The organism is Fibrobacter sp. (genome assembly GCF_017545445.1).
Classification (GTDB): Bacteria; Fibrobacterota; Fibrobacteria; order Fibrobacterales; family Fibrobacteraceae; genus Fibrobacter.
Genome location: NZ_JAFWOM010000043.1, coordinates 14,806 through 36,703, shown reverse-complemented (window position 1 = coordinate 36,703; position 21,898 = coordinate 14,806). Strand labels below are relative to the sequence as shown.

General features: G+C 49.2%; 12 protein-coding genes. 4 read left to right on the top strand and 8 right to left on the bottom strand.

The genetic code is table 11. The features are described 5' to 3' along the window. Positions 1–12: 12 nt before the first annotated feature. From pth to IKG78_RS05125, 7 genes are all read right to left on the bottom strand, one after another. Positions 13–567: an aminoacyl-tRNA hydrolase gene (pth, locus tag IKG78_RS05155; RefSeq protein ID WP_290940346.1), complete on the bottom strand. Its 555-nt coding sequence runs from the start codon at positions 565–567 to the stop codon at positions 13–15. Between the two features lie 4 nt (positions 568–571). Next, a complete protein-coding gene (locus IKG78_RS05150) occupies positions 572–1,135 on the bottom strand; it encodes a TlpA disulfide reductase family protein (protein ID WP_290940343.1) in 564 nt (187 codons plus the stop codon). Continuing rightward, complete coding sequence (locus IKG78_RS05145) at positions 1,132–2,268, bottom strand: hypothetical protein (protein WP_290940340.1); 1,137 nt, start codon at positions 2,266–2,268, stop codon at positions 1,132–1,134. The genes IKG78_RS05150 and IKG78_RS05145 overlap by 4 nt, the downstream gene beginning before the upstream one ends. Before the next feature lie 222 nt (positions 2,269–2,490). Further along, on the bottom strand, positions 2,491–2,646 hold the full coding sequence (locus tag IKG78_RS05140; protein ID WP_290940337.1) for a hypothetical protein: 156 nt from the start codon (positions 2,644–2,646) through the stop codon (positions 2,491–2,493). Between the two features lie 71 nt (positions 2,647–2,717). Then, the gene (locus IKG78_RS05135; protein ID WP_290940334.1) at positions 2,718–3,950 is read right to left on the bottom strand and encodes a hypothetical protein; all 1,233 of its coding nucleotides are present in this window, start codon (positions 3,948–3,950) and stop codon (positions 2,718–2,720) included. A 56-nt stretch (positions 3,951–4,006) separates the two neighbouring features. After that, a complete protein-coding gene (locus tag IKG78_RS05130) occupies positions 4,007–4,165 on the bottom strand; it encodes a hypothetical protein (RefSeq protein WP_290940331.1) in 159 nt (52 codons plus the stop codon). A 92-nt stretch (positions 4,166–4,257) separates the two neighbouring features. Beyond that, positions 4,258–4,641: a hypothetical protein gene (locus tag IKG78_RS05125; RefSeq protein WP_290940328.1), complete on the bottom strand. Its 384-nt coding sequence runs from the start codon at positions 4,639–4,641 to the stop codon at positions 4,258–4,260. A gap of 82 nt (positions 4,642–4,723) precedes the next feature. Here IKG78_RS05125 and IKG78_RS05120 point away from each other — a divergent pair, with 82 nt between their 5' ends. Next, positions 4,724–5,353 carry a hypothetical protein gene (locus IKG78_RS05120; RefSeq protein ID WP_290940325.1) on the top strand — a complete coding sequence of 210 codons (630 nt, stop codon included), beginning with the start codon at positions 4,724–4,726 and terminating at the stop codon, positions 5,351–5,353. A gap of 161 nt (positions 5,354–5,514) precedes the next feature. Here the strand turns inward: IKG78_RS05120 and IKG78_RS05115 are convergent, their stop codons facing one another. Beyond that, a complete protein-coding gene (locus IKG78_RS05115; RefSeq protein WP_290940323.1) occupies positions 5,515–7,152 on the bottom strand; it encodes a fumarate hydratase in 1,638 nt (545 codons plus the stop codon). A gap of 629 nt (positions 7,153–7,781) precedes the next feature. On the opposite strand from IKG78_RS05115, the gene IKG78_RS05110 reads away from it, so the two are divergent. From IKG78_RS05110 to IKG78_RS05100, 3 genes are all read left to right on the top strand, one after another. Beyond that, positions 7,782–8,486 carry a hypothetical protein gene (locus IKG78_RS05110; RefSeq protein ID WP_290940320.1) on the top strand — a complete coding sequence of 235 codons (705 nt, stop codon included), beginning with the start codon at positions 7,782–7,784 and terminating at the stop codon, positions 8,484–8,486. Between the two features lie 228 nt (positions 8,487–8,714). Continuing rightward, positions 8,715–15,206: a glycoside hydrolase family 9 protein gene (locus IKG78_RS05105; protein WP_290940317.1), complete on the top strand. Its 6,492-nt coding sequence runs from the start codon at positions 8,715–8,717 to the stop codon at positions 15,204–15,206. 269 nt (positions 15,207–15,475) lie between these two features. Continuing rightward, positions 15,476–21,880 carry a glycoside hydrolase family 9 protein gene (locus tag IKG78_RS05100; RefSeq protein ID WP_290940314.1) on the top strand — a complete coding sequence of 2,135 codons (6,405 nt, stop codon included), beginning with the start codon at positions 15,476–15,478 and terminating at the stop codon, positions 21,878–21,880. The last annotated feature ends 18 nt before the right edge of the window (positions 21,881–21,898 follow it).

Sequence of the window (21,898 nt, the reverse complement as noted above, 5' to 3'; positions counted from 1 at the left end):
TGCAAGTATTAGTTATTTCCCGTTATACCGTTCCATGCACTTTTCGATGCCAAATTTAAAGTAGCATTCCATCAATGCCGGGACTTTTGCAATAGCCTCGTCAAACTTCGGGCGGTCTTCGGGAGAAAATTTGGCGAGCACCCAGTTGCTCAAGTCAAATTTCGGAGGGCATTTTCCAACGCCAAAGCGGATTCGCGGGAATTTGTCGCCCACATGCTCAATAATATTACGGAGTCCGTTCTGCCCGCCATGGCTACCGTTTGCACGGCAACGGATGCGGCCTACATCCAAATTGATGTCATCGCTAAAGACAAGCAGATGATCGACCTTGACTTTGTACCATGTCATGAGCGCCTGCACCGCCTCGCCAGAGAGGTTCATGTAAGTCTGCGGTTTCACAAGCAGGCATTCTTCGCCAGCAATGTTCACCTTCATGGTCAATGCCTTGTGTTCGCTTTTCCAGTCCTTGCTTGAATCCGCAAGCTTTTCAACCGCCATGAAACCAGCGTTATGATGAGTGTTAGAGTACTGCGTACCCGGATTTCCAAGACCGACAATAAGATACATAATTCTATTTAGTCCAAAGAACTTGCGGCCAGTCGTTGCCTTCTTCGCCAAGCATGAACAACGGCTTTGCATTCTTGTCCAGCACAATCGTACGCGGGAGGCTTATTTCTTCGCCTTCCTTGACGAGCCCGAAGCCTTCCGTCAAACGTTTGAACGGGTCGCTCACGACAGTAAATTTGGAGACGTTAGTCTTCTTCACCCAGCTTTTGACAAGTTCTTCGTCGCGTTCGCCAATGTTCACCAGCACGACCGAGACCTTGTTTTTCTGGAGTTCCGCGTAATTATCGACAAGGCGTTTGATGCCCGCCCTGCAGGGGATGCACCATGTCGCAAAATAGACAAGCGCGGTGCGTTCGTTCTTCATCGAAATTTTAGACAAATGCGTACGCGTAAACGGAAGCATGTTATCCGAAACTTCGCGGATAGCAAACCACGGGAGCGAATCAGAAATTGACGAAGGCAACTTCATCTCGACCGATTTACCTTGAGACGCCGCCTGCGCCGTAGAAGAGACGCAAAGCGACAAAGCTAGAGCACCGCCCAATACACCAAGTAGAAAGCGCATCATTCGAGTCTCCATTTATCCAATTCTTGAGTCCATTCGTTAAACCAATCACCATTGGAAATATTCGTATTCAAGCGTTCCCTCGCTTCGTTCACATCGTAGCGGCCATTGCCCTTGACCTTGGCATGGACGCTAAAGTAAGGTTCGCCTTCGCAATTCGAGCCGCTCAAATTCAAGTCCGCCGTACAAGACACGCCAAGGCTACCTTCGGCACAATTTGTCGAAGTGACATCCAGCTTCAGCAAAAGGCCGTTAGAGCAAGCAGCGGCACGCACTGGATATTTTGCAGAAATTCGTTCAAACACGGCACGACGCTGCGGTAGCACAGACGCATCGTTCTCATCCATCTGGTAATAGAAGGCGTACTGCGAACGGAAGTCGTTGTACTTTTGCTGCTCAGTTTCAAAAGATTCTTTAACCCTGTTTTCTTGATTGAAGCCCAGCCCATCAAGAACGCTCACAATTGAAAGCGTCTGCACGTACATGTCGCGGGCAGCCACGAACGCATTGTTCCTGATAATCGGATGTTTCTGTTCTTCAAAAATTTTAAGAGCAAGCGTCACAGAATCTTGCAAGAGGTTCGCTTCACGAATAAAGGGTTTCGCCGCATCGGAACGTTGCATGCAAGCTACAACACCAAACTTACCGGTCTGCGTCAACGTGATAATAGGCTTTGCATCCTGAGCATTCTGCAATGTCGTAATCACCTGTGTTTTTGATTCGAACGAGGACCGGAGCGTTTCGTTCCCGGCAACATCGACATTGGAATGACGCGTTTCTTCGGTCTTGGCAACGACTACAGACTGAATTTGTGCCGCGATTTCCTTTTGAGCTATCGTGAGTGCAGAACTCGCATTGTCCGCAATCCCCTGACCGCGCAAGTCATCCGCATTCGGGCACGCATGGGAATGCAACATTTCTATTAAAGGTACGCCAGATTCAACGACAGCTTGTGGCTGAGGCGCATTTTGCCCATTCGATTTCTGGGAAGTTGCGCCACCATCCATTTCGCTATAAGCCTGTTCGGCCCTCGCACGGACTTCGTCGGCGTTACTTTTCTTTACAGCAGGTTCGCTGCCGGCACACCCTATAAGAGAAATAAGGCATCCACAATACAAAAGCTTTAAAGTCTTCATAGATGTAAATATAGAATTTTTGTTTACAATAGAACAATAGCAAAAGTATAGTAAACGTAATAAGATTTATCTCAATTGGAATAACTGATGCCGGCACTTCGACAGGCTCAGTGATCTTAGTCCGGCATGACAAACTTCAATGTCGTTTAGAAAAAACAGACAACGACAAAATCCAGGGCAAAACGCCCCGGAGTTCAGGCAAACACCATTTACGCAACGAAGCTACTTTTCCACTTGCTCCGCATTAAGTTCCTGGTACGCCTGCGCAGCGTTGGCACGGATTTCGTCAACGTTTACAGGCTCCTCCTTGGGAGCTGGTTCAGAACTAGCACACCCTAGAAGGGCGAGAAAACAAAGGCAATATAAAAGTTTAGACATTTTCATAGTCCCAATATATAATTTTTAACAGTTGCAAACCAAAACTTGGCTAAAATTCTAACAGCACGAAATCAATAAGCACCGCAAGTTGCAGGGACATCTAGCACAAATTCCAAGACGGCCCCCGGACCACACGACCCCGAAGGCAAATGCTCCGAAACGTAATCACGTCCTCTAAGAGCTACGCCATTAACCGTTCCGTCAAGATCACCCGAAGGAGAATCCTGTCGGTCCACTTGGCAAAATACAGCGCAAGCAGAACCAAAAGAATTAAACTCCAAAGTCACATGCGAAACTCCCGCAGGCAACTTAACAGTACCAGAACCACCCGGTTCTGCAATAGTAAATTCCGGGCCGTCTGTAACCTTCACCGCAGAGCATGCGACTTCGACCTTTGTATTTTCTTCGTTTTGAACAATCAGAGTTGGCGAATATCCGGAATGCGGAGCGTCAAAAGCTTTAGAGAACGTATCCGTACCGGATTTTCCCTCCCACTCGTATGTCAACTTGCCACCCTCTGTCGTACAATTAGACACCATCCATTCGACAGAAGGCGTTTTCTTATAATCCACCGAAAGAGCGTCGGCATCGCAACTACAACCTGTAATCGAAGCTCCGTTAATATGAACCGGGGTGCACGGAATTGAATACGAGATGCCGTCAATATCCATTTCAAACGTAGCTCCAAAGTCACCCGAAGCTGCATAAGTAATCGTTTGTACAAGATCGTTCACGTTCCCATCCACTGTAGGAGCAGAGCCGCCTTCAAACGTCCATTTGAACGAACCTTTAAGCAAATCTGTTACAGTAATCACTTCGCCACGCGTAAATTTCCACGTCACCTTTTCACCCATTTCGGCCACAGCGTTAGTCGGAGCGCAAGTTCCAATAAGACTTAAATCAAATGCAGAGCTAGTTGCTTTTACCGAAGACGATGAAAGCGCTTTCACTGAACTTGACGAAACTTTTTTCGCAGAACTCGATATAGCATTCGACGAAGACAACTTCGCAACGCTAGAGCTGGACTTCGCTACAGAGGAGCTACTCTTTGCAGTTGCAGACGAACTCGTTTTGGACGATGTTGAAGACTTTTTCGAAGCCGCGCTGCTGGAGCTTACGGACTTGCCTTTTGCACTCGAAGAGGATACCTTTTTGCCGGAAGCGCTAGATTTCACCGTACTGGAACTAGACTTAGTCTTACTCGCACTTGATTTTTTCACAGACGAACTAGAAGAATCTTCATCCTGAGAATCCTTTGATGCACTCGGATTCACATCATCGCTGCCACAAGAAGTCAACGTCATTAACATAGCCAATGACAATAAGCCAAAAAATTTGGGAAAAACACGAGTATTCTGCATTACGGCCCTACCTGCTCCGCATTCAGTTCTTCGTAAGCCTGAGCAACGTTTGCACGGACTTCATCGGCGTTGTTCTCCTGTTGCACAACAGGTTCGCTACCAGCACACCCTAAAAGAGCGAGGAAACAAAAGCAATATAAAAGCTTCAATATTTTCATAGCCAGAATATATATTTTTTAGCTGGGCAGCACCTTCTACAGTATTAAAAATCTACGGATAAACCAGACTACCGACGGAATATTAGACTTCACTACTTCGAGCTTTCGTTTGAACGGCGCTCACATTTTTCGTGATTATAGATAAACGGCTGAGCCAAAGCTTTAACAAAGAGGGCTGCGAGTTTTACATTTTTCGTCAAATAGCAATCTTCGTCCCCATTGCGGCACTTATCCCATTCGATCCCATCTTTTACTTTATCATAATTAAGATTTTCACCGAGACATCCATTTCCTAAGTCCATACATTTAGGTAAATTTGGAGACATGTTTAATACAGATTCAGGGACCCAAATTTTTTCTTCATTTTGAATTTTCGCAGTATCAGATAAAAGCTGGGCCATCGCTACAGAACTGTAGCACATCAAAAGAAATACAGCGATACGCAAAGCCTTAAACATCGCTTTAAATATAAACAAAATCCTATATACAAGAACGCCCCGCAAGCATAAATCCGTATAGAATTTATTATTATTTCAACATAACTAAAAAGGAGATTCTATGAAAAAGTTTTTATCCATTTCGCTTATTTTCGCTGTACTAGTACTTTCAAGCTGCGCCGTCCTGATGGGAACAAGAATGCAGCCAATCGTTCTTGGACAAATGCTCATTTACTTCCGTGTATCAACTTCAAAAGCATTTATCGCCACCGAAATGCCCGAGAAACTCGAAATTGATACCCCATTCAACGTCAACTTCCCATTCAATTACAAAAACGCCGTTCATGACACCACAAAAGGAATAGCTTCCGTTACGTTAAATAACGAAGATTTAGAGATGGGTTTCATACTCGCTTCATACAGCAAAGCCGTACAAAACAATCCTGAAGTTTTTCAGAACGATATAAGCGATTCACTAAAGACAACCAGAATTTTCACCGCCTACGATGAATTTTTCAAAGATTGTACAGATGAAAACCTAGTCGATACCGACTATAATTCCGAAAAGAAGTACACACACAGATGCTACAAAGTAACACATGGCGATGGGACACCGGAAGATATCTGCCTCGCATCTAGACTCACTCAAAAAGGGAACATCCTTCTCGTCGTCATGCGCAGCTTTGCCAATGATGCTAAAGTCAAGGAAAAACTTCTCGATGCCATCAACAGCGTTGAATTCAAAGAATAGATAAGCCTCAAATTAAAGCCCGATTTTTTACATACAAGAACACCCCGCCGGTTTTCCGACGGGATGTTTTTGTTAGACTCGGGTCTGGATCCTTCGACTTCGCCTGGATTCTATCGCTTCGCTCCAGAATGACAGGCTCCGCTCAGGATGACAATTCGGGTTTAGATCAAGCCTTCGAAGAAGTTGTTGCCCTTGTCGTCAACCAAGATGAAGGCGGGGAAGTCCTTAATCGTGATCTTGCGGATGGCTTCCATGCCGAGTTCCGGGAAGGCCACGATGTCGTTGGACAGAATGTTCTGTTCAGCGAGGATGGCTGCCGGACCGCCGATAGAGCCGAGGAAGAATCCACCGTACTTCTTGCAGGCGTCGGTCACGTCCTGGCTGCGGTTGCCCTTCGCGACCATGATCATCGAAGCACCCTTGCTCTGGAAGCGCATCACGTACGGGTCCATGCGGTTAGCCGTCGTCGGGCCGAAGCTACCTGTCGGCATGCCTGCCGGAGTCTTAGCCGGGCCGGCGTAGTAAATCGGGTGGTCAGAAACAACCTTGAGCACGGTCTTTTCTTCGTCCGTGAGTTCTTCGCCACGTTCCTGCTTGTCGAAGATTTCAGCAATCTTGGCATGTGCCATGTCGCGGGCCACAATCATCGTGCCCTTGAGGGAGAGGCGTGTTTTAACCGGATACTTGGTAAGGTCGGCGAGCACTTCCTTCATCGGACGGTCGAGGTCAATTTCAACTGCCGGAGCGAGGTTCACGGCATTGCCAGCCGGAATGTAGTTTTCCGGATGGTGTTCCATCTTTTCGAGCCAGAGACCGTTTTCGTCAATCTTTGCCTTGATGTTACGGTCAGCAGAGCAGGAGACACCGATAGAAACCGGGCAGCTTGCAGCGTGACGCGGAGCGCGGATCACGCGGACGTCGTGCACGAGGTACTTGCCGCCGAACTGGGCGCCAATGCCCGTCTTCTGGCAGATGTGCAAAACCTTTTCTTCCATTTCGAGGTCGCGGAAAATACGGCCGCCTTCGGAACCGCTGGTCGGAATATCGTCGAGGTAGCCGCAGCTAGCGAGCTTCACCATGTGCGTGTTCATTTCGGCAGAGGTACCGCCAATCACGATAGCGAGGTGGTACGGAGGGCAAGCGGCAGTACCGAGGGTTTTAACCTTTTCGGCGAGGAACTTTTCCAAGGACTTCGGGTTGAGGAGCGCCTTGGTCATCGGCCAGTAGTAAGTCTTGTTGGCAGAGCCACCGCCCTTGGCGACGAACAAGAATTTCATTTCGGCCCCTTCTTCGGCGTGGATGTCGATCTGGGCCGGGAGGTTGCAACCCGTGTTCTTTTCTTCGTACATCGTGAGCGGTGCAATCTGGCTGTAGCGGAGATTCTTCGTCGTGTAGGCGTTGTAGATACCTTCAGAAATGGCTTCGGCATCGTCGAAACCCGTCCAGACCTGCTGGCCCTTGTGGGCAACGCAGATAGCCGTGCCGGTGTCCTGGCAGAACGGGAGGATGCCCTTCGCGGCGACACAGGCGTTCTTGAGCATGGTGAGAGCGACAAACTTGTCGTTGTCCGAAGCTTCCGGATCCTGCAAAATCTTGGCGACCTTGGCGGTATGTGCCGGGCGCAGGCAGAATTCTACTTCTTCGAAAGCGGCCTGGGCTATCTTCGTGAGCGCCTCGGGGGCGACCTTGAGAATCTTCTTGCCTTCGAATTCGGCGACGGAAACGCCTTCCTTGCCGAGGTTCACGTATTCGGTAGTATCTTCACCGTGCTGGACGGTAGCTTCGTATTTGAATGCCATAGTTTCCTTGTTTTAGACGAGAGACGTGGTTCGGCAGGCTCACCAACCTTAACGAAAGACGAGAGTGTTTGCTCATGCCAAGCATAACTATCCATTCTTATATCTTTCGTCTGTAGGGCCGAAGGTCCGTTCTTTCGTCTAATCCTGTGGTTAGTGGTTAGTGATTAGTGGTTAGGCAACAGGAGTTTGGCTTTAGGTTCATAAACACGCGGCTTTGCCGCCTAACTCACCTACGACCTACAACCTACTACCTAAGACCTCGTTTCGTTACTTCGAATATAAAGATAAATCTTTCACTTGCTATCTGTAGGGCCGAAGGCCCGTTCTTTCGTGTAATCTTGTGATTAGTAAACAGTGGTTAGTGGTTGGTGGTTAGAAGCATGTGCCTCTGGCTGTCATCCCCAACATGTTCGGGGATCTCCTTTTTCTTTAACAAAGGCATGCGCACCCTCCAAAATGACGAAGCCAACCTCCTACCGCCTACTAAGTTCCACTTATCCCGCAAATTCGACAACCCTGCCCCTTTTTTTCACAAGTTTTTCGTTCTTTTTTACTTTCAATATGACCAAAATCACACAAGAAGTGTTATTTTTGATATCGAAACAAAAACTTCATAAGAGGATTGAATAATGAAAAAGATTTTGCTCGCCACGATGATTTCGGCAGCACTGGTTTTTGCAGCTCCGGCAGCAAAGAAGGTCACGAAAACAGCGACTACGGCTAAAAAAGCCACAACAACCAAGGTTGAAGAAGCTCCGGCAGCCGCCGCACAGGCAGCACAGCCCGCAGCAGAAGCTGTTCAGGCCGCTCCAGCTGCTGAAGTCGCTCCGGCACCCGCAGCTGAAGCCGCTCAAGCAGCACCTGCTGCAGAAGCCGCTCCGGCAGCTCAAGCAGTAGCACCGGCACCCGCCGAAACAGCACCAGCAGCAGCCCCTGCCGAAGCACAGGCTCCCGCAGCAGTAGCCGCCCCGGCTGAAGCTCAACCCGCTGCAGAAGCAGCTGCACCGGCTGAAGCCGCTCAAGCTCCGGTTACAGACTCCACGCAAGCCGCCGCCCCGGCTGCTGAAGCAGCACCAGCCGCAGAAGCCACCGAAGTTCTCGAAGCAAAGACTGAAGAAGCTCCGGTAGATAGCGCCGCTCTTGCCAAGGCCGAAGAAGAAAAGAAGGCCGCCGAAGCAGAAGCTCAGGCAAAGGCCGAAGAACAGAAGAAAGTCGAAGACGAAACTAGCGGTACAGCCAAGTCCTCTATCATGGACAATCCGTGGGAATTCATCGCAGTTTCCGCAGCATTCATTGCCTCCGTTCTCGTCATCATCTTTACTGGAGACGACTAATAAGCGCTTTTTCAAGAACGCTTTATTGTGAATTTAAAGACCGTCCATGTGACGGTCTTTTTTTATGCAAAAATTTTGCAAAAACGGAGTACGTTTTGAGAACAGAAAAAAATTTATTCTAATAAATTTTCCTCCTAATAATTTATATTCATTTTTATAGAATACAAATAAATACCGTTGCGGTGGCAAAACTCGTTTTTGCCCGTTTATATGAGTTAGGGAGGAAAAATGCTTTTCAAAAAGTATCTATTGCTACTTAGCACCGTCATAAGTTTTGCAATAGCACAACAAGAACAACCGACTCCTTACGACCTGATTAGGCCAACATTCCCGCTAACATGGGACACAACCGTTTTTGATCATTACGACGCATCCGTCACCAAAAAAAAGAACACAGTCCCCAAAATCAGGACAACTCCTTTTTATGCGCCAAACGCCTATATTGTAGATACGCTAAATCAGGCTTATCTCGACGCCATCAATTATCACATATCGCCAATCCGCGTAAACCAGGCGGGCTATCTCGAAAGCGACAAGGAACGTCAATTCTACTACATTGGAACAGCCTCTAGCTTTGAAATAGTCGATGTCAACGGCAAGTCCTTTAGCCCAGCCATTACAGGCACATTAAAGTCTTCTGGACATACCACCTCCTCGGACTGGACCATTGTTGCAGGCACAAATGCCGCCACAAATGACCAGATGCGCTATAGAGTGGATGTTACCGGCCAATCCGGCACCATCATGATAGGCAACATTCCGCAAGGAGTTCCCACAGAAACCCGCCTCCGCATCAAGGTCGGCAAAGAAATTTCAAGCACATTCATCATTTCCGACCAGGTGTACACCATGGTCAAGGACGCGACTATCAAGTTCTACGGAATCAACCGCAGCGGTTACGGAGATTCCTGGTTCCACAAGGCAAGCCACACTAAAGATGGCGCCGGTGCAGTAACGGTCAGCGACAAAACCGAAGTTCGAAACCATTACGATGCATCAATGGCAGGGACACTCGAAGGTGGCTACTATGACTGTGGCGACCATCTGAAAGAATCCCAAACCCAGATGTACGCCTTCATGGTAGCAGCGGTCATGGCGGCCACAAACCCGGATGTAGATGTTGACCATTACAAATTCAACCACGGAGCGGGCGGAATCGACGGCGTCCCGGACATGCTCCGCGAAGCCAAGCATGGAGCCGATTTCGTACTCCGTTCTTTCGTAAGAGCAAAAGGCGTTATCGATGACATGGCACTTTCCATTGGAGCTAAAGGTTCTGATCACAGTTGGTGGGGACGCCCCGAAAACCAAGATGATCTTCCAGTAGATGGTTCTCCATCAGCAACAGACCGTGGCGGCCCAAGTTCAAGAATGGTCCGCTTAGGCGAAATCGGCTCGAATATTGGCGGAGAAACTGCCGCGGGCCTTGCCATTCTTGGCAAGATGTTCAAGGATTATCCCGAATACGAAGCATTTGCAGACAGTTGCCTGATGGTTGCAGAAAAAATGTACAGCCTGGCCAAAGCCATCGCTCAAGGCAAAAGCACCTATGACGGAGACAAGCAAATCAAGAACAACACATCTGCAGCAAGCTGGTCCAGTCAAGCCTATAACGGCAACAATGAATTCTACGACGACTTGGCACTCGCTTCTGTAGCCCTTCTCTACGCCACCGGAGACAAGCAATACGCCGATGATATGATCCGTACCAGGAAATTAGTGCCTGCAGGAGTAAAAATTGGCGATAAAGGGCAAACGGCTCCAACTCAGGAATATATGGAAAACTGTGCCGGTTGCTTTGAAGGCGGCTGGTTCGTCACAAACGACAAGGGGTTCTTGAAAAACGTAAAGTCAACAAGCTGGGCAAACAGCTACACATTCGCCCTTTACGCTTTGTACAAGCTCATCCTCGCCGACAAGAACAAAGCGATTACGCAATACGGCCTGACCGAAGATGAATGGCTGAACGCCGTTGAAGACTGCGTAGCTAACCTGATTTACAACGTTTCCGATATGTCGGAAGGTACCGGAGCCTCCATCGAACTACCCATGGGCAGCATCATCTGGAAACAGAATAAAGTGACATACGACGCCGATTGGTACAACATGGCCTCGCCATCTGGGGATTGGATTTACAACCGCTACCAAGCAGGCAACATCTTTGATGTCATGGCGTACGTCGATGTCGCCAAAAGCATAGAAGCTCAAGGCATTACGCTCCCGCACATGGGCACCCCCAACTGGAAAACCGACGAAATGCAACAGCTCGCCATCAACCAGATGAACTACATGCTCGGTGTGAATCCGTGGGACATTTCGTTTATCTACGGTGTTGGAGACAAGAACGATGCCCACCCGCACCACCGCGCTTCAAACCCGGAAGGAACAAATGTGCCAGGCAGTCCTTACCCGTATAAAGTCCCCACAGGCGCCTTCCTTGGAGGCATCAAACCCGGTGGAGCCAACTCTTTTGTACCCAAGACGATGAGCTGGGAAGATTACGAAAAATCCGAAGTCTGCATTGACGCCTCGGCAACGTTCTTAGGCGCAGTCAGCCTTGTCGCCCACAAATTCGACATGACCCAGGCGCCAGACATAAGCGTGGAAATCCGCCACAAAAGCGCAGACTCCGCCATCGTGACTGTAAACCTCACCATGCGCGGCACAGCAGTCATTCACTACGGCACCGCAGAAGGTGAATACACGCTTACCGCAACAGATAATCTCAAAGGAGTCCAGCACGATATCGTCCTCCACAACTTGACTCCAGGTACCACCTATTACTTCTACGTTACGGGAGCAAACGCCTACAAGCCAGAAAACCAAAAGACCAAGTTCCTGGTCGATAGCACACAAACGCCATATTCTTTCACAACTCTAAGCACCGTCGAAAGCGCGGAAATTACAAACGTTACCGTCTGTAATGTTTCTGCCGACAGTGCCGAAATCATGTGGTACACTCCCAACGGCGAATACGAATCAAGAATTTACTGGGACACCCAACCACACTCCACAGCAGCCGAGTACGCCTACAATTCCGGAGTCGGAAACGCCGATTTGTCCGGCATTCCGACCCAGTTCCATTACGTAAAGATTGGAGGGCTCAAGGAAAAGACGACTTATTACTTCATGGTCGAAAGCAACGGCACATTTGCCAACGTTGACGAAGACAGCAAGCCGCTAAAATTCACGACTCCCGTCACGTGGTACGACTTTAGCGTAAAAACTTACCAATATCCTTGGCAAGTCAATATGGCCATGGTCAACATCAACATTTTCAACAATGAATCAAGAGCATTTGATAGCTTAACCATCCGTCTCTACATGCGTGGTACCGACGAAATCGAGAACGATATCGGCATGGGCACAGACATTTGCAACGACTACGACGAAGCTGGTTTCAGCGGCTCATGCCCTGAAGAAACCATCGAGGAACTCGCAAGACTCCTGCGCGATGCCCATCCTGTCAAAATCGAAGACACCTACGATGATGCTACGGGAACCTGGCAATGGTACTTCCCGCTAAACCTCGGTTCGACCGTCATCAAGAGCTCTAGCCGCCTGCGCTTTGACGTGAGATTCGATCACCGCAGTCCGTACCCTCCGTACAAGGACTTGATGAACGAAGCTCCGAATAAAAAACTTTATTGCTACTCCGGCAACAAATGGTACGCCCCGTCCAACGAAACTCCGGGCGCCCCCACCTTGAACGAAAATCCGGGAGACTGGAGCTGGATGCCGCACTCACGCGCAAACGGCGAAGAATTAGATTACCCCGGCATGCCGTGTATTGAAAAAGACGAAGGAGACAAAGACTTTAATGCGGCTCCGGTGAATCCGTATGTATCCGTCTATCGCAAGGATGAATTTATCTGGGGTTACAGTCCTTCCAAGAAGGAAATGCAAACCAAGAGGGCCAATTACAAAATCAGCTTGACGCTAGATAAGCCGTTCAACGTTTCTAATGGCTCCCATGTCGATATTGACCAAACTAGCAGCACCGTCCACGTCACTGGCAAGGCACACGTGAGCGAAGGTGGATACATTACAAAAATTTGGGCAAACGGAGTCAAGGTCAGCGGCATGGCTTTCGTTGACCCGCAAAGCCTTGACAAGTGGATTTTAGACGAATCTGGAACAAAGATTATCGCAAAGTACGACATTCCAACCGATATGTGGGAGCTCGACATTCCCGTCAAGATGGGAATCGGTTCAAATAAAGTAGATGTAACGATATTTGCAGGCCCAGATCCCACGTGTGATGTCTGCATAGAAAATGGCGGTTGCGCCTTCGAGAACAGAACCTACTACGTGAACTTTTCCAAGGGTGATGCGACCGCATCCCAGCTTGTCATCAAGGATGCGAAAGGAAAACCCATCGTAAGTCCCGCCAATCCAGACGGCACGATATTCTTCATTGACTTGATGGACAAGGATAAAGTAAAGAGCAATACAAAGACTATCGATATCGAAATCATCAACAACAAGAAAAACGACAAACTCGTTGTAACCTTGAAAGCAGACGAATCAAACCCCGGACACTTTGTCGGAGGTCCAATTACCGCCGTCAACCACTCCAAGGAAACGAGAAACCAGACTTCCGAAATATCGTTCTTCGCAGGCGACACCATCCAAATTGTCTATACCGACCCGGATGACGAAGACGATGTTTCTAAATCGACGTTCTATGCAGAATCCAAGACGCCATCGCCACAAACTGTACTTGCCGAAGACACCAACTGCGACAACAAAGCCGACCAACTGAGAATCATCTTTTCGAACAAGTTTAGCGACGAAAGCACATTCGACAGCATCCAGTTCTATATCGAAGGTATGACCGATTCCGTCAAAGTTCCGCTTGAAGCCTCCGCATACGCCAACAAGAACGAAGTCATCATCCCGATTGACTCAAGCCTTGTCCCGACAAACGCAAGCCCATCCGGAAAGATTACGACTTACGTCTCCGACCAAGGCTCTGTAAACCAGGAAACTGCAAAAGTTGATGATGGTATCCACCCGACGCTCGAAAGTGTCTCGATTCTCGAAAAGACCGATGACAATAGCAGTCTCGATACCGTGATGATAGCCTTCTCGGAGCCCGTCATCCTTTCATCCGAAAGCGAATGGCCTCTTTCTATCCTAGGTGCGACAGGCGTACCGACTGTCGTCGGGAAGGGAACAACGACAAACAACGGAAAAAGTTGGACATTTGTCATCAGCGGTAACGACAACAATAAACTTGTTCCGATTGGCGCACAGGCAAGCATTAAAACCACCAGCGGTTTTACCGTTACCGACCAAAACTTCAATAAAATAGATGTCAGTTGCAAGCCATCTGTACCCGTAACGCTCATTTCGCGCCCTGTACCGATTTACCATGCCGATATGATAGACCTGCAAGGCGACGGCATTCCGGACAAGGTCTATATCATGTTCGAACGCAAGCTCAAGCCCAAGGACATATTCGACAGCATCACCGTAAACTGGGGTTCTCCAAGCATTACGCGTACATTCATGACCACAGCAGATACCACCGGTGGCAAAATCACACCCAAAGAAAGCTACTGGACCATCCGCGACTCAGTCTCGTCACCTTTCAAAGTCATGATAGATTCCATCCACTCGAAGGATTCTGTCAATACTTATAGCATTATCGAAATCAACATTCCAGAAAGCCTCGCCTACCCCTACGGTTCTACAAGCGGCGAAAAAGACGGAAACGGAACAATCACTCCGCTCAAGGGTACAGCAAACGGATTTTTCGAATCGACTTACACGCTGTACGACAAGTGCGCCCCAGTTATCGCAAGCGCACGCCTCATCAAGAACATCCTGACCGTAAACGTATCCGAGCCAGTCTCCATTATCGAACAGAATAATCGCTATATCCAACGCGAACGCGATGAATACATTCCCCCCGAAAAACCGCTGGGGTCCGGAAAATCGTACATCTTTACCTACAACGACAAAGACAACGTTTTCCACGCTGGCGACCGCATCCGTCTTGTTCCGCAAGAACTTGGAGGTGCTTACATGGACAAAAACGGCAATGTTCCTACAAAAATGAATCCCTACGTCCGCGTCACAGGCGACGACAACATCCGCTTTACAGTAACGCTCGCGGAACCCGTTGCCACCCCGAAGGTTACGGCTTACATGGGCCGCCCGGAAACCATTGCAAAAGAAGCCTTCTCCACAAGCGCTGTTTTCAACGGCAAAAACAACTTCATCAGCAAAGACGGTTCGTTCCTCGGTCAAGCGGATACGGCATCTTACTTCAGTTCAGGTCCAAACTTCAACGTCGAAATCACGATGCCATCTGCAAGTTTCACAACGCGCAAAGGCGTGTTCATGTACGACTACCGCTTGAAAATCGTCATGGACCTCTATGATAACCTCGGACAATACGTCAACACATACACGCTCGACATTCCAAAGGAAAAATTCCAGGCAGTGCGCAATTTCGTCGATAACGGGATTCTCAAACTCAACCTAGAATGGGCTGCCAAAGACAACGAAGCTCCCATCGCCAAGGAAGGCAACAAGATTGGAACCGGAGCTTACATTGCCAAGTTTGACTTCATGGCAGAATCCTTCTGTGCAGCGACGTTCGACGAAACGAGTAACGATTACAAGGCTAAATGCGACGAAATCGGCCATAAAGTCGAACGCTCGACAGACAACAAGACAAAGACCCTCGGCTTCAAGAGAAGGAAATAACAGGCAAACCGCACCGCATTGTAAACTTTTAAAAATATCATTCGTAAACAAAAGTTTTCCATCAGGCCTATATTTCCTGACATTGTAAATTTTTCACCATATATATAATACATGGCAAGAAATAATCACAATAATAGAGCATAATTTGAGAACAAAAAAAGCATTTATTCCAAAACATTTTTAAAGAAATAATCTATTTTAGCTTTTGAAAGTATAATTAGAGGGCAAGACATGTTTTGCCCGATTTTTACATATATAAAGGAGACACCGTGTCTATTAAGAAGTATCTGTTTGCATTGTGCGCCGCCGTCGGGTTAACGTCAGCACAGCAGGAACAACCGACTCCTTATGACTTGATTCGACCGACGTACCCACTCACTTGGGACTCTACCGTATTCAAACATTTTGATACCTCGGTCACCAAGAAGAAGAATATGCTGCCGAAAAATTTGACTCCGGCATCATACGCTCCGAACGCATTGATTCCCGATACTCTGAACCAGGCGTACTTGGACGCTATCAACTACCGCATGTCTCCTATTCGCGTGAACCAGGCGGGCTACCTTGAAAAAGACAAGGAACGTCAATTCTATTACGTCGGAAACGCATCGACCTTCGAAGTTGTCGATGTCAATGGCAAATCTTTAGACCCGGCAGTCACCGGCGCGTTCACGCCGACCAGCCACTCCATTTCTTCGAACTGGACGATTATCGCAGGTACCAACGCTGCCACAAACGACCAGAAACGTTATCAGGTCGATATCACGGGGCAGTCCGGCAAGGTCATGGTCGGTAACATTCCGCAAGGAGTCCCGACGGAAACACGTCTCCGTATCAAAGTGGGTAACGATATTTCCAGCACCTTCATCATCTCCGACAGGGTCTATTCCATGGTGAAGGACGCCGCCCTAAAGTTCTACGGCATCAACCGCAGCGGTTATGGCGATTCCTGGTTCCATCCGGCAAGCCACACCTTAGACGGTGCAGGCGGAATCGTTATCAACCCGGCAACAAGCGACGGTGCAAGAGGCAGCTACAATGCCTCGTTAGCAGGGACTCTGCAAGGCGGTTACTACGACTGCGGCGACCACCTGAAGGAATCCTTAACCCAAATGTACGCCTTCATGGTATCTGCGGTCATGGCAGCGACGAACCCGGACGCTGACGAAGACCACTACGCGTTCAACCAAGGCGAAACCGTCAATACCGATGGTGTTGACGACATGCTCCGTGAAGCAAAGCATGGCGCCGATTTCGTTCTCCGCTCCTTCATCCGCGCAAAGGGCGTTATTGACGACATGGCTCTTTCTGTGGGTACGTTCGGCACTGACCACGGTTGGTGGGGCCGCCCCGAAAACCAGGACAAGCTACCCGTTGACAATTCGGCCGCAGCAACAGACCGTGGCGGTCCGGCATCACGAGCCGTCCGTCTTGGTGAAGTTGGCTCTACAGTAGGTGGCGAAACGGCAGCCGGCCTTGCCATCCTCAGTAAAATGTACAAGGGCAAGGAGTTCGGAGGTAAATACGACGCTTTCGCCGATAGCTGCCTTATGGTGGCAAAGAAGATGTACGACTTTGCAAAGAACCTTATGCTCGGGAAAGGCTCCTACGACGGAGGCAAGACGTTCAAGAACCACAAGTCCTTCAAATTCGATAGTGAAGCTTACAACGGCAACAACGAAGCACAAGACGACCTTTCTCTTGCAGCAATCGCGCTCCACTACGCCACTTACGAAGATTCTCACGACATGAGCTATTTGAACGATGCCGTGGAAGACAAGACTATAGGTACTGATCAAGAATCCGATTACGGATTTTTCCGCGGCGGATGGATGGCCTACACCCGAGACGGCATGCGCAAGAGCAGCAAGAACACCAGCTGGGCAAACGGATACACTTACGCACTGTACGCCTTCTACAAATTATTGCTCAAGGATGACGAGACAGCTGCCAAATACGGCATTTCTAGCGAAAAGCGTCTGGATTATGCCGGAAAGGTCGCTTTGAACCTTGGCACAAACTTGACCTACCTCAGCGGCAACGGCACAGAGTCTATTACAGTCCCCACATTGAACAAATGGAACCCGAATACAACCGTTTCCTTCGGCAACCTCTGGTACAACATGCAAACGGACCAGGACTGGATTTACAACCGCTATCAAGCCGGCAACATTTTCGAAATGCTCGCCTATGCAGATGTCACCAAGGATCTTGAAAACGTCGATTTGCCCAACGGCGTAGGCGTTCTCTCCTGGAATTCTGAAAAAGTCAAGCAAATGGCCATCAACCAGCTCAACTACATGCTGGGCGTGAACCCGTGGGACGTTTCGTTCATCTTGGGCGTGGGAGACAAGAACGACGCCCACCCGCACCACCGTGCCGCAAACCCCGAAGGCAAAAACATGCCGGGCGCGAACTACAAGTACAGACCGCCGACCGGAGCACTCTTTGGCGGCGTGACCCCGGGCCTCACCAACTCTTGGATTCCCGACAATAAGAGCTGGGAAGACTATCATAAGTCAGAAACCTGTATTGACGCTGCGGCAATCTTGGTCAGCGCAAGCATGATCGCGTCCCAGAAAGTCGATAAGACGCTCGCCCCGGACGTCAGCGTAGAAATCCGCCATGTGAGCATGGACTCTGCTATCGTGATGGTCAAGCTCACGCAGCGTGGCACAGCCACCATCTCCTACGGCACGACCGAAGGCCAGTACACCTCGAAAGCAGCAAGCACCGAAGCTGGTGTTCAGCACGAAATCATACTCCGCGACCTGAAGCCGGGCACAACCTATTACTTCTACGCCACTGGCGCAAACGCCTACAAGCCAGAAAATACCAAGGACAAGTACCTTGTTGACAGCACGATGACTCCGTTCACGTTCACGACACTCAGCATCGTCGAAAACGCAAACATCGCAAACGTCACCGTCTGTAATGTCAGTGCCGACAGCGCAGAAATCATGTGGTACACCCCGAACGGCGAATACGAGTCCAAGATTTATTGGGACACCAAACCGCACTCCAACGCCGCAGAATTTGCATACAACAGCGGTAGCGGCAACGCCGATGTTTCCGGCATCCCGACGCAATTCCACTATGTAAAGATTGGCGGACTTAAGGAACAAACTACTTATTACTTCATGGTCGAAAGCAACGGAGCTCAATCCACGGTTGATGACAACGGCAACTTGCTCAAGTTCACAACTCCAGTCACGTGGTACGACTTTAGCGTGCGCGCCTACCAGTATGAATTTGGCGGAACGGAATTTTTGAACCTCAACATCTACAACAACGAAGCACGTGCATTCGACAGCCTTACGCTTCGTATGTACTTCAGCGCATTGCCCGAAGAAGTGGAAAAGTGCGCCACGTTGATAGACTCCGATATTTGCCAAGCTTACGACGAAGCAGGCTTCAACAAGCCCTGCGAAAACGACCGCGAGCTCCGCGACTTGATGCGTTCCGCATTGCCGGTCCGTCTGGACGACACCTACGATCCGGCTACGGGCAAGTATTCTTACTACTTCCCAGTGCCGCTGGGTTCTTCAATCATCAAGTCCCAGTCCCGTTTGCGTGTTGACTTGACTTATTCGTCGGGCCTTTCTAACGACGGCTACAAGACATGCGAAACTCTTCGCCAGCCAGCTAAAAAGCACATGGACAAGACTACGGGAGACTGGTCCTGGGCTCCGCACAAATTCCTAGTCGATGGCGCAGACTATGACGGTATGCCCGCAGAAGACAAGGACTACGGGGACCTTGACAACGAAGTCCCGGTAAACCCCTTCATTGTCGTTTATCGTAAAAACGAATTTATTTGGGGATTCAGCCCCTCCAAGAGCGAAATGGAAACCAAGAGAGCGAACTACCAGATGGACGTGACCTTTGATCCTCCGTTCCATGTTTCCAACGGTTCCCATATCGACATTGACCAACCGAACAGCACCGTCCACGTGACCGGCAAGGCCCATATTACCGAAGGCGGCTACATCACGAAGGTCTGGGCCAACGGTGTAAAGATTAGCGGCATGGTATTCTCCGAAGGCAATGACAAATGGATTTTGGACGAATCCGGCACCCATATTATCGCCAAGTACGATATTCCGTCGGACATGTGGGATCTCGATATTCCGGTCAAGATGACGCTCGGCAGCAAGAAGGTCGATATCACCATCTTTGCCGGACCGAACCCCTCTTGTGAAGCTTGTTCCGAAACCGGCGGATGCGCATTCGTCAACAGAAACTACTACATCAACTTCTCGAAGGGCGATGCCACTGCATCGACGCTCGTCCTCAAGGATGACAAGGGCAACCCAGTCGTAAGCCCAGCCGAACCCGAAGGAACCGTGTTCTATATCGACTTGATGGACAAGGACAAAGTCAAGAAAAATACTCAGTCTATCGAAATCCAGATTCTCAACAACAAAAAGAACGATGCTCTCACAGTCACCTTGAGCGCAGACCCTGCAAACCCCGGACACTTTACCGGTGGACCGTTCAAGGCTGTGAACAAATCCAAGGAAACGAGAGACCAAACCTCAGAAATTTCGTTCTTCGCAGGCGACACCATCCAAGTCATCTATACGGACCCGGATGATGAAGACGACATTTCCAAGCAGTCCTTCTTCGCGATATCCAAGGTGCCGTCTCCGCAAAAGATACTTGCAGAAGATAGCGACTGCGACGGCAAGGCCGACCAACTGAGAATTTCGTTTACAAACAAGCTCGCCGATGGCTATATGCTAGACAGCATCAAGTACTTCATCGAAGGCATGGCTGATTCAGTGAAGCTTTCGCTTGACGCGACCAAATATGCGGACAAGGACGAAGTTCTCATAGCGATTGACACAAGCCTCATTCCGACAAACCCGAGCCCATCCGGCAAGGCAACAACTTACGTCACGGACAATGCCGCAACGAACGTATCTGTAAATGCTGAATCCATGAAGATCACGGACGGCATCCTCCCCACTCTCGAAAGCGTATCGATTCTCGAAAGAGCTGACGACGATGATAGCGGACTCGATACTGTCATGATAGCATACTCTGAACCCGTCATTCTCTCGTCCATGAGCGAATGGCCTCTCTCTGTGGCTGGCGCTCCAGGCATGCCGGCAGTTGTCGGAAACGCAACCACAACAAACAACGGCAAGAGCTGGCAGTACATCATCAGCGGAAACACAGACAAGAAGCTTGTACCGGTCGGAGCACAGGCAAGTGCAAGATCTGCCGGCAACCTATCCATCACTGACTACAGTTTGAACCAAATCAATCCGCAAGGATGCAAGCCGACCGTACCTATAACACTCATCTCCCGCCCAGTTCCAATCTATCATGCAGACATGATTGACATAGAAGGCGACGGCATCCCCGATAGAGTTTATATCGTGTTTGAACGCAAGCTCAAGCCGAAAGACTTGTTCGACAGTATCGTGACCGTCTGGGGAAATCCGGGCATTGCACGTTCGTTCATCACCACAGCCGATACGACAGGCGGAATCATCACACCCAAAGAAACATACTGGTCCATCCGCGATACGAACTCCGCTCCATACACCATTCAAAAAGACTCCGTCACCACAATTGATACCGTCAATACATATAGTATCATCGAAATCACCATTCCGCCAAGTCTAGCCTATCCTTATGGTTCCACGAGTGGTGAAAAGGACGGAAACGGAACAGTCTCCCCGCTCAAGGGTATGGCGAACGGATTCTTCGAATCGACATTCACATTGTACGACAAATGCCCTCCGGTTATCAGTTCTGCACGAGTCATCAGGAATATTCTCACCGTCAACATGTCCGAACATCTTTCAATTCTCGAAACAGGTTCGTTCATCCAGCGCGAACGAGACACATACATTCCGCCTGAGAAGCCGCAGAATCCAGGCAAGTCCCAGCTCTTTATCTATAATGGTAAAGAAAACGTAGTCCATGCCGGAGACCGCATCCGCCTTGTCCCGAATTCTCTTGGTTCTGCGTATATAGACAAAAACAACAATGCCCCGACAAGTGGCAACCCCTATGTCCGCGTGACTGGAGACGATAACGTCCGCTTTACCACCAAGATTTCGGAACCGGTTTCAACACCGAAAACAGGCGCCTACTTTGGACGCCCAGAAACAACGAACAACGACGATTTCGTAACCACGGCAGTTATCGGTGGCAAGCACACCTTCATTGGCAAGGACGGAACAATCCTTGGCCAGGCAGACTCCGCCACGTACTTCGGTTCTGGCCCGAACTTCGAAATCGAAATTTCGATGCCATCCGCAAGTTTCATGACTCATAGTGGCATGTACATGTACGATTACAGCTTGAAAATTGTCATGGATCTCTATGACAATCTTGGGCAGTACGTCAATACGTACAAGACTGAAATTCCTAAGGAAAAATTCGCCGCCATGCGCCACCTTGTAGATAACGGTTCGCTCAAACTCAATTTGGAATGGGCCGCCAAGGACAACGAAGCCCCAGTCGCAAAGAAAGGCAACAAGATTGGAACCGGAGCTTACATCGCCAAGTTTGACTTCAAGGCAGAATCCTTCTGCGCCACAACATTTGACGAAGCAAGTAACGACTACAAGGCATCTTGTAAGGCCGTCGGTGAAAAAGTCGAAAAGGCAAACGACAGCAAGACCAAGACTCTTGGCTTCAAGAGAAGAAAATAATTATGAATGCGTAGCCAC

Excerpts from the sequence above, each read along its gene's own strand:
- pth (WP_290940346.1), bottom strand. The coding sequence starts at position 567 with ATGTATCTTATTGTCGGTCTTGGAAATCCGGGTACGCAGTACTCTAAC.
- IKG78_RS05120 (WP_290940325.1), top strand. The coding sequence starts at position 4,724 with ATGAAAAAGTTTTTATCCATTTCGCTTATTTTCGCTGTACTAGTACTT.
- IKG78_RS05115 (WP_290940323.1), bottom strand. The coding sequence starts at position 7,152 with ATGGCATTCAAATACGAAGCTACCGTCCAGCACGGTGAAGATACTACC.
- IKG78_RS05130 (WP_290940331.1), bottom strand. The coding sequence starts at position 4,165 with ATGAAAATATTGAAGCTTTTATATTGCTTTTGTTTCCTCGCTCTTTTA.
- IKG78_RS05150 (WP_290940343.1), bottom strand. The coding sequence starts at position 1,135 with ATGATGCGCTTTCTACTTGGTGTATTGGGCGGTGCTCTAGCTTTGTCG.
- IKG78_RS05105 (WP_290940317.1), top strand. The coding sequence starts at position 8,715 with ATGCTTTTCAAAAAGTATCTATTGCTACTTAGCACCGTCATAAGTTTT.
- IKG78_RS05145 (WP_290940340.1), bottom strand. The coding sequence starts at position 2,268 with ATGAAGACTTTAAAGCTTTTGTATTGTGGATGCCTTATTTCTCTTATA.
- IKG78_RS05140 (WP_290940337.1), bottom strand. The coding sequence starts at position 2,646 with ATGTCTAAACTTTTATATTGCCTTTGTTTTCTCGCCCTTCTAGGGTGT.
- IKG78_RS05110 (WP_290940320.1), top strand. The coding sequence starts at position 7,782 with ATGAAAAAGATTTTGCTCGCCACGATGATTTCGGCAGCACTGGTTTTT.
- IKG78_RS05135 (WP_290940334.1), bottom strand. The coding sequence starts at position 3,950 with ATGACGTTGACTTCTTGTGGCAGCGATGATGTGAATCCGAGTGCATCA.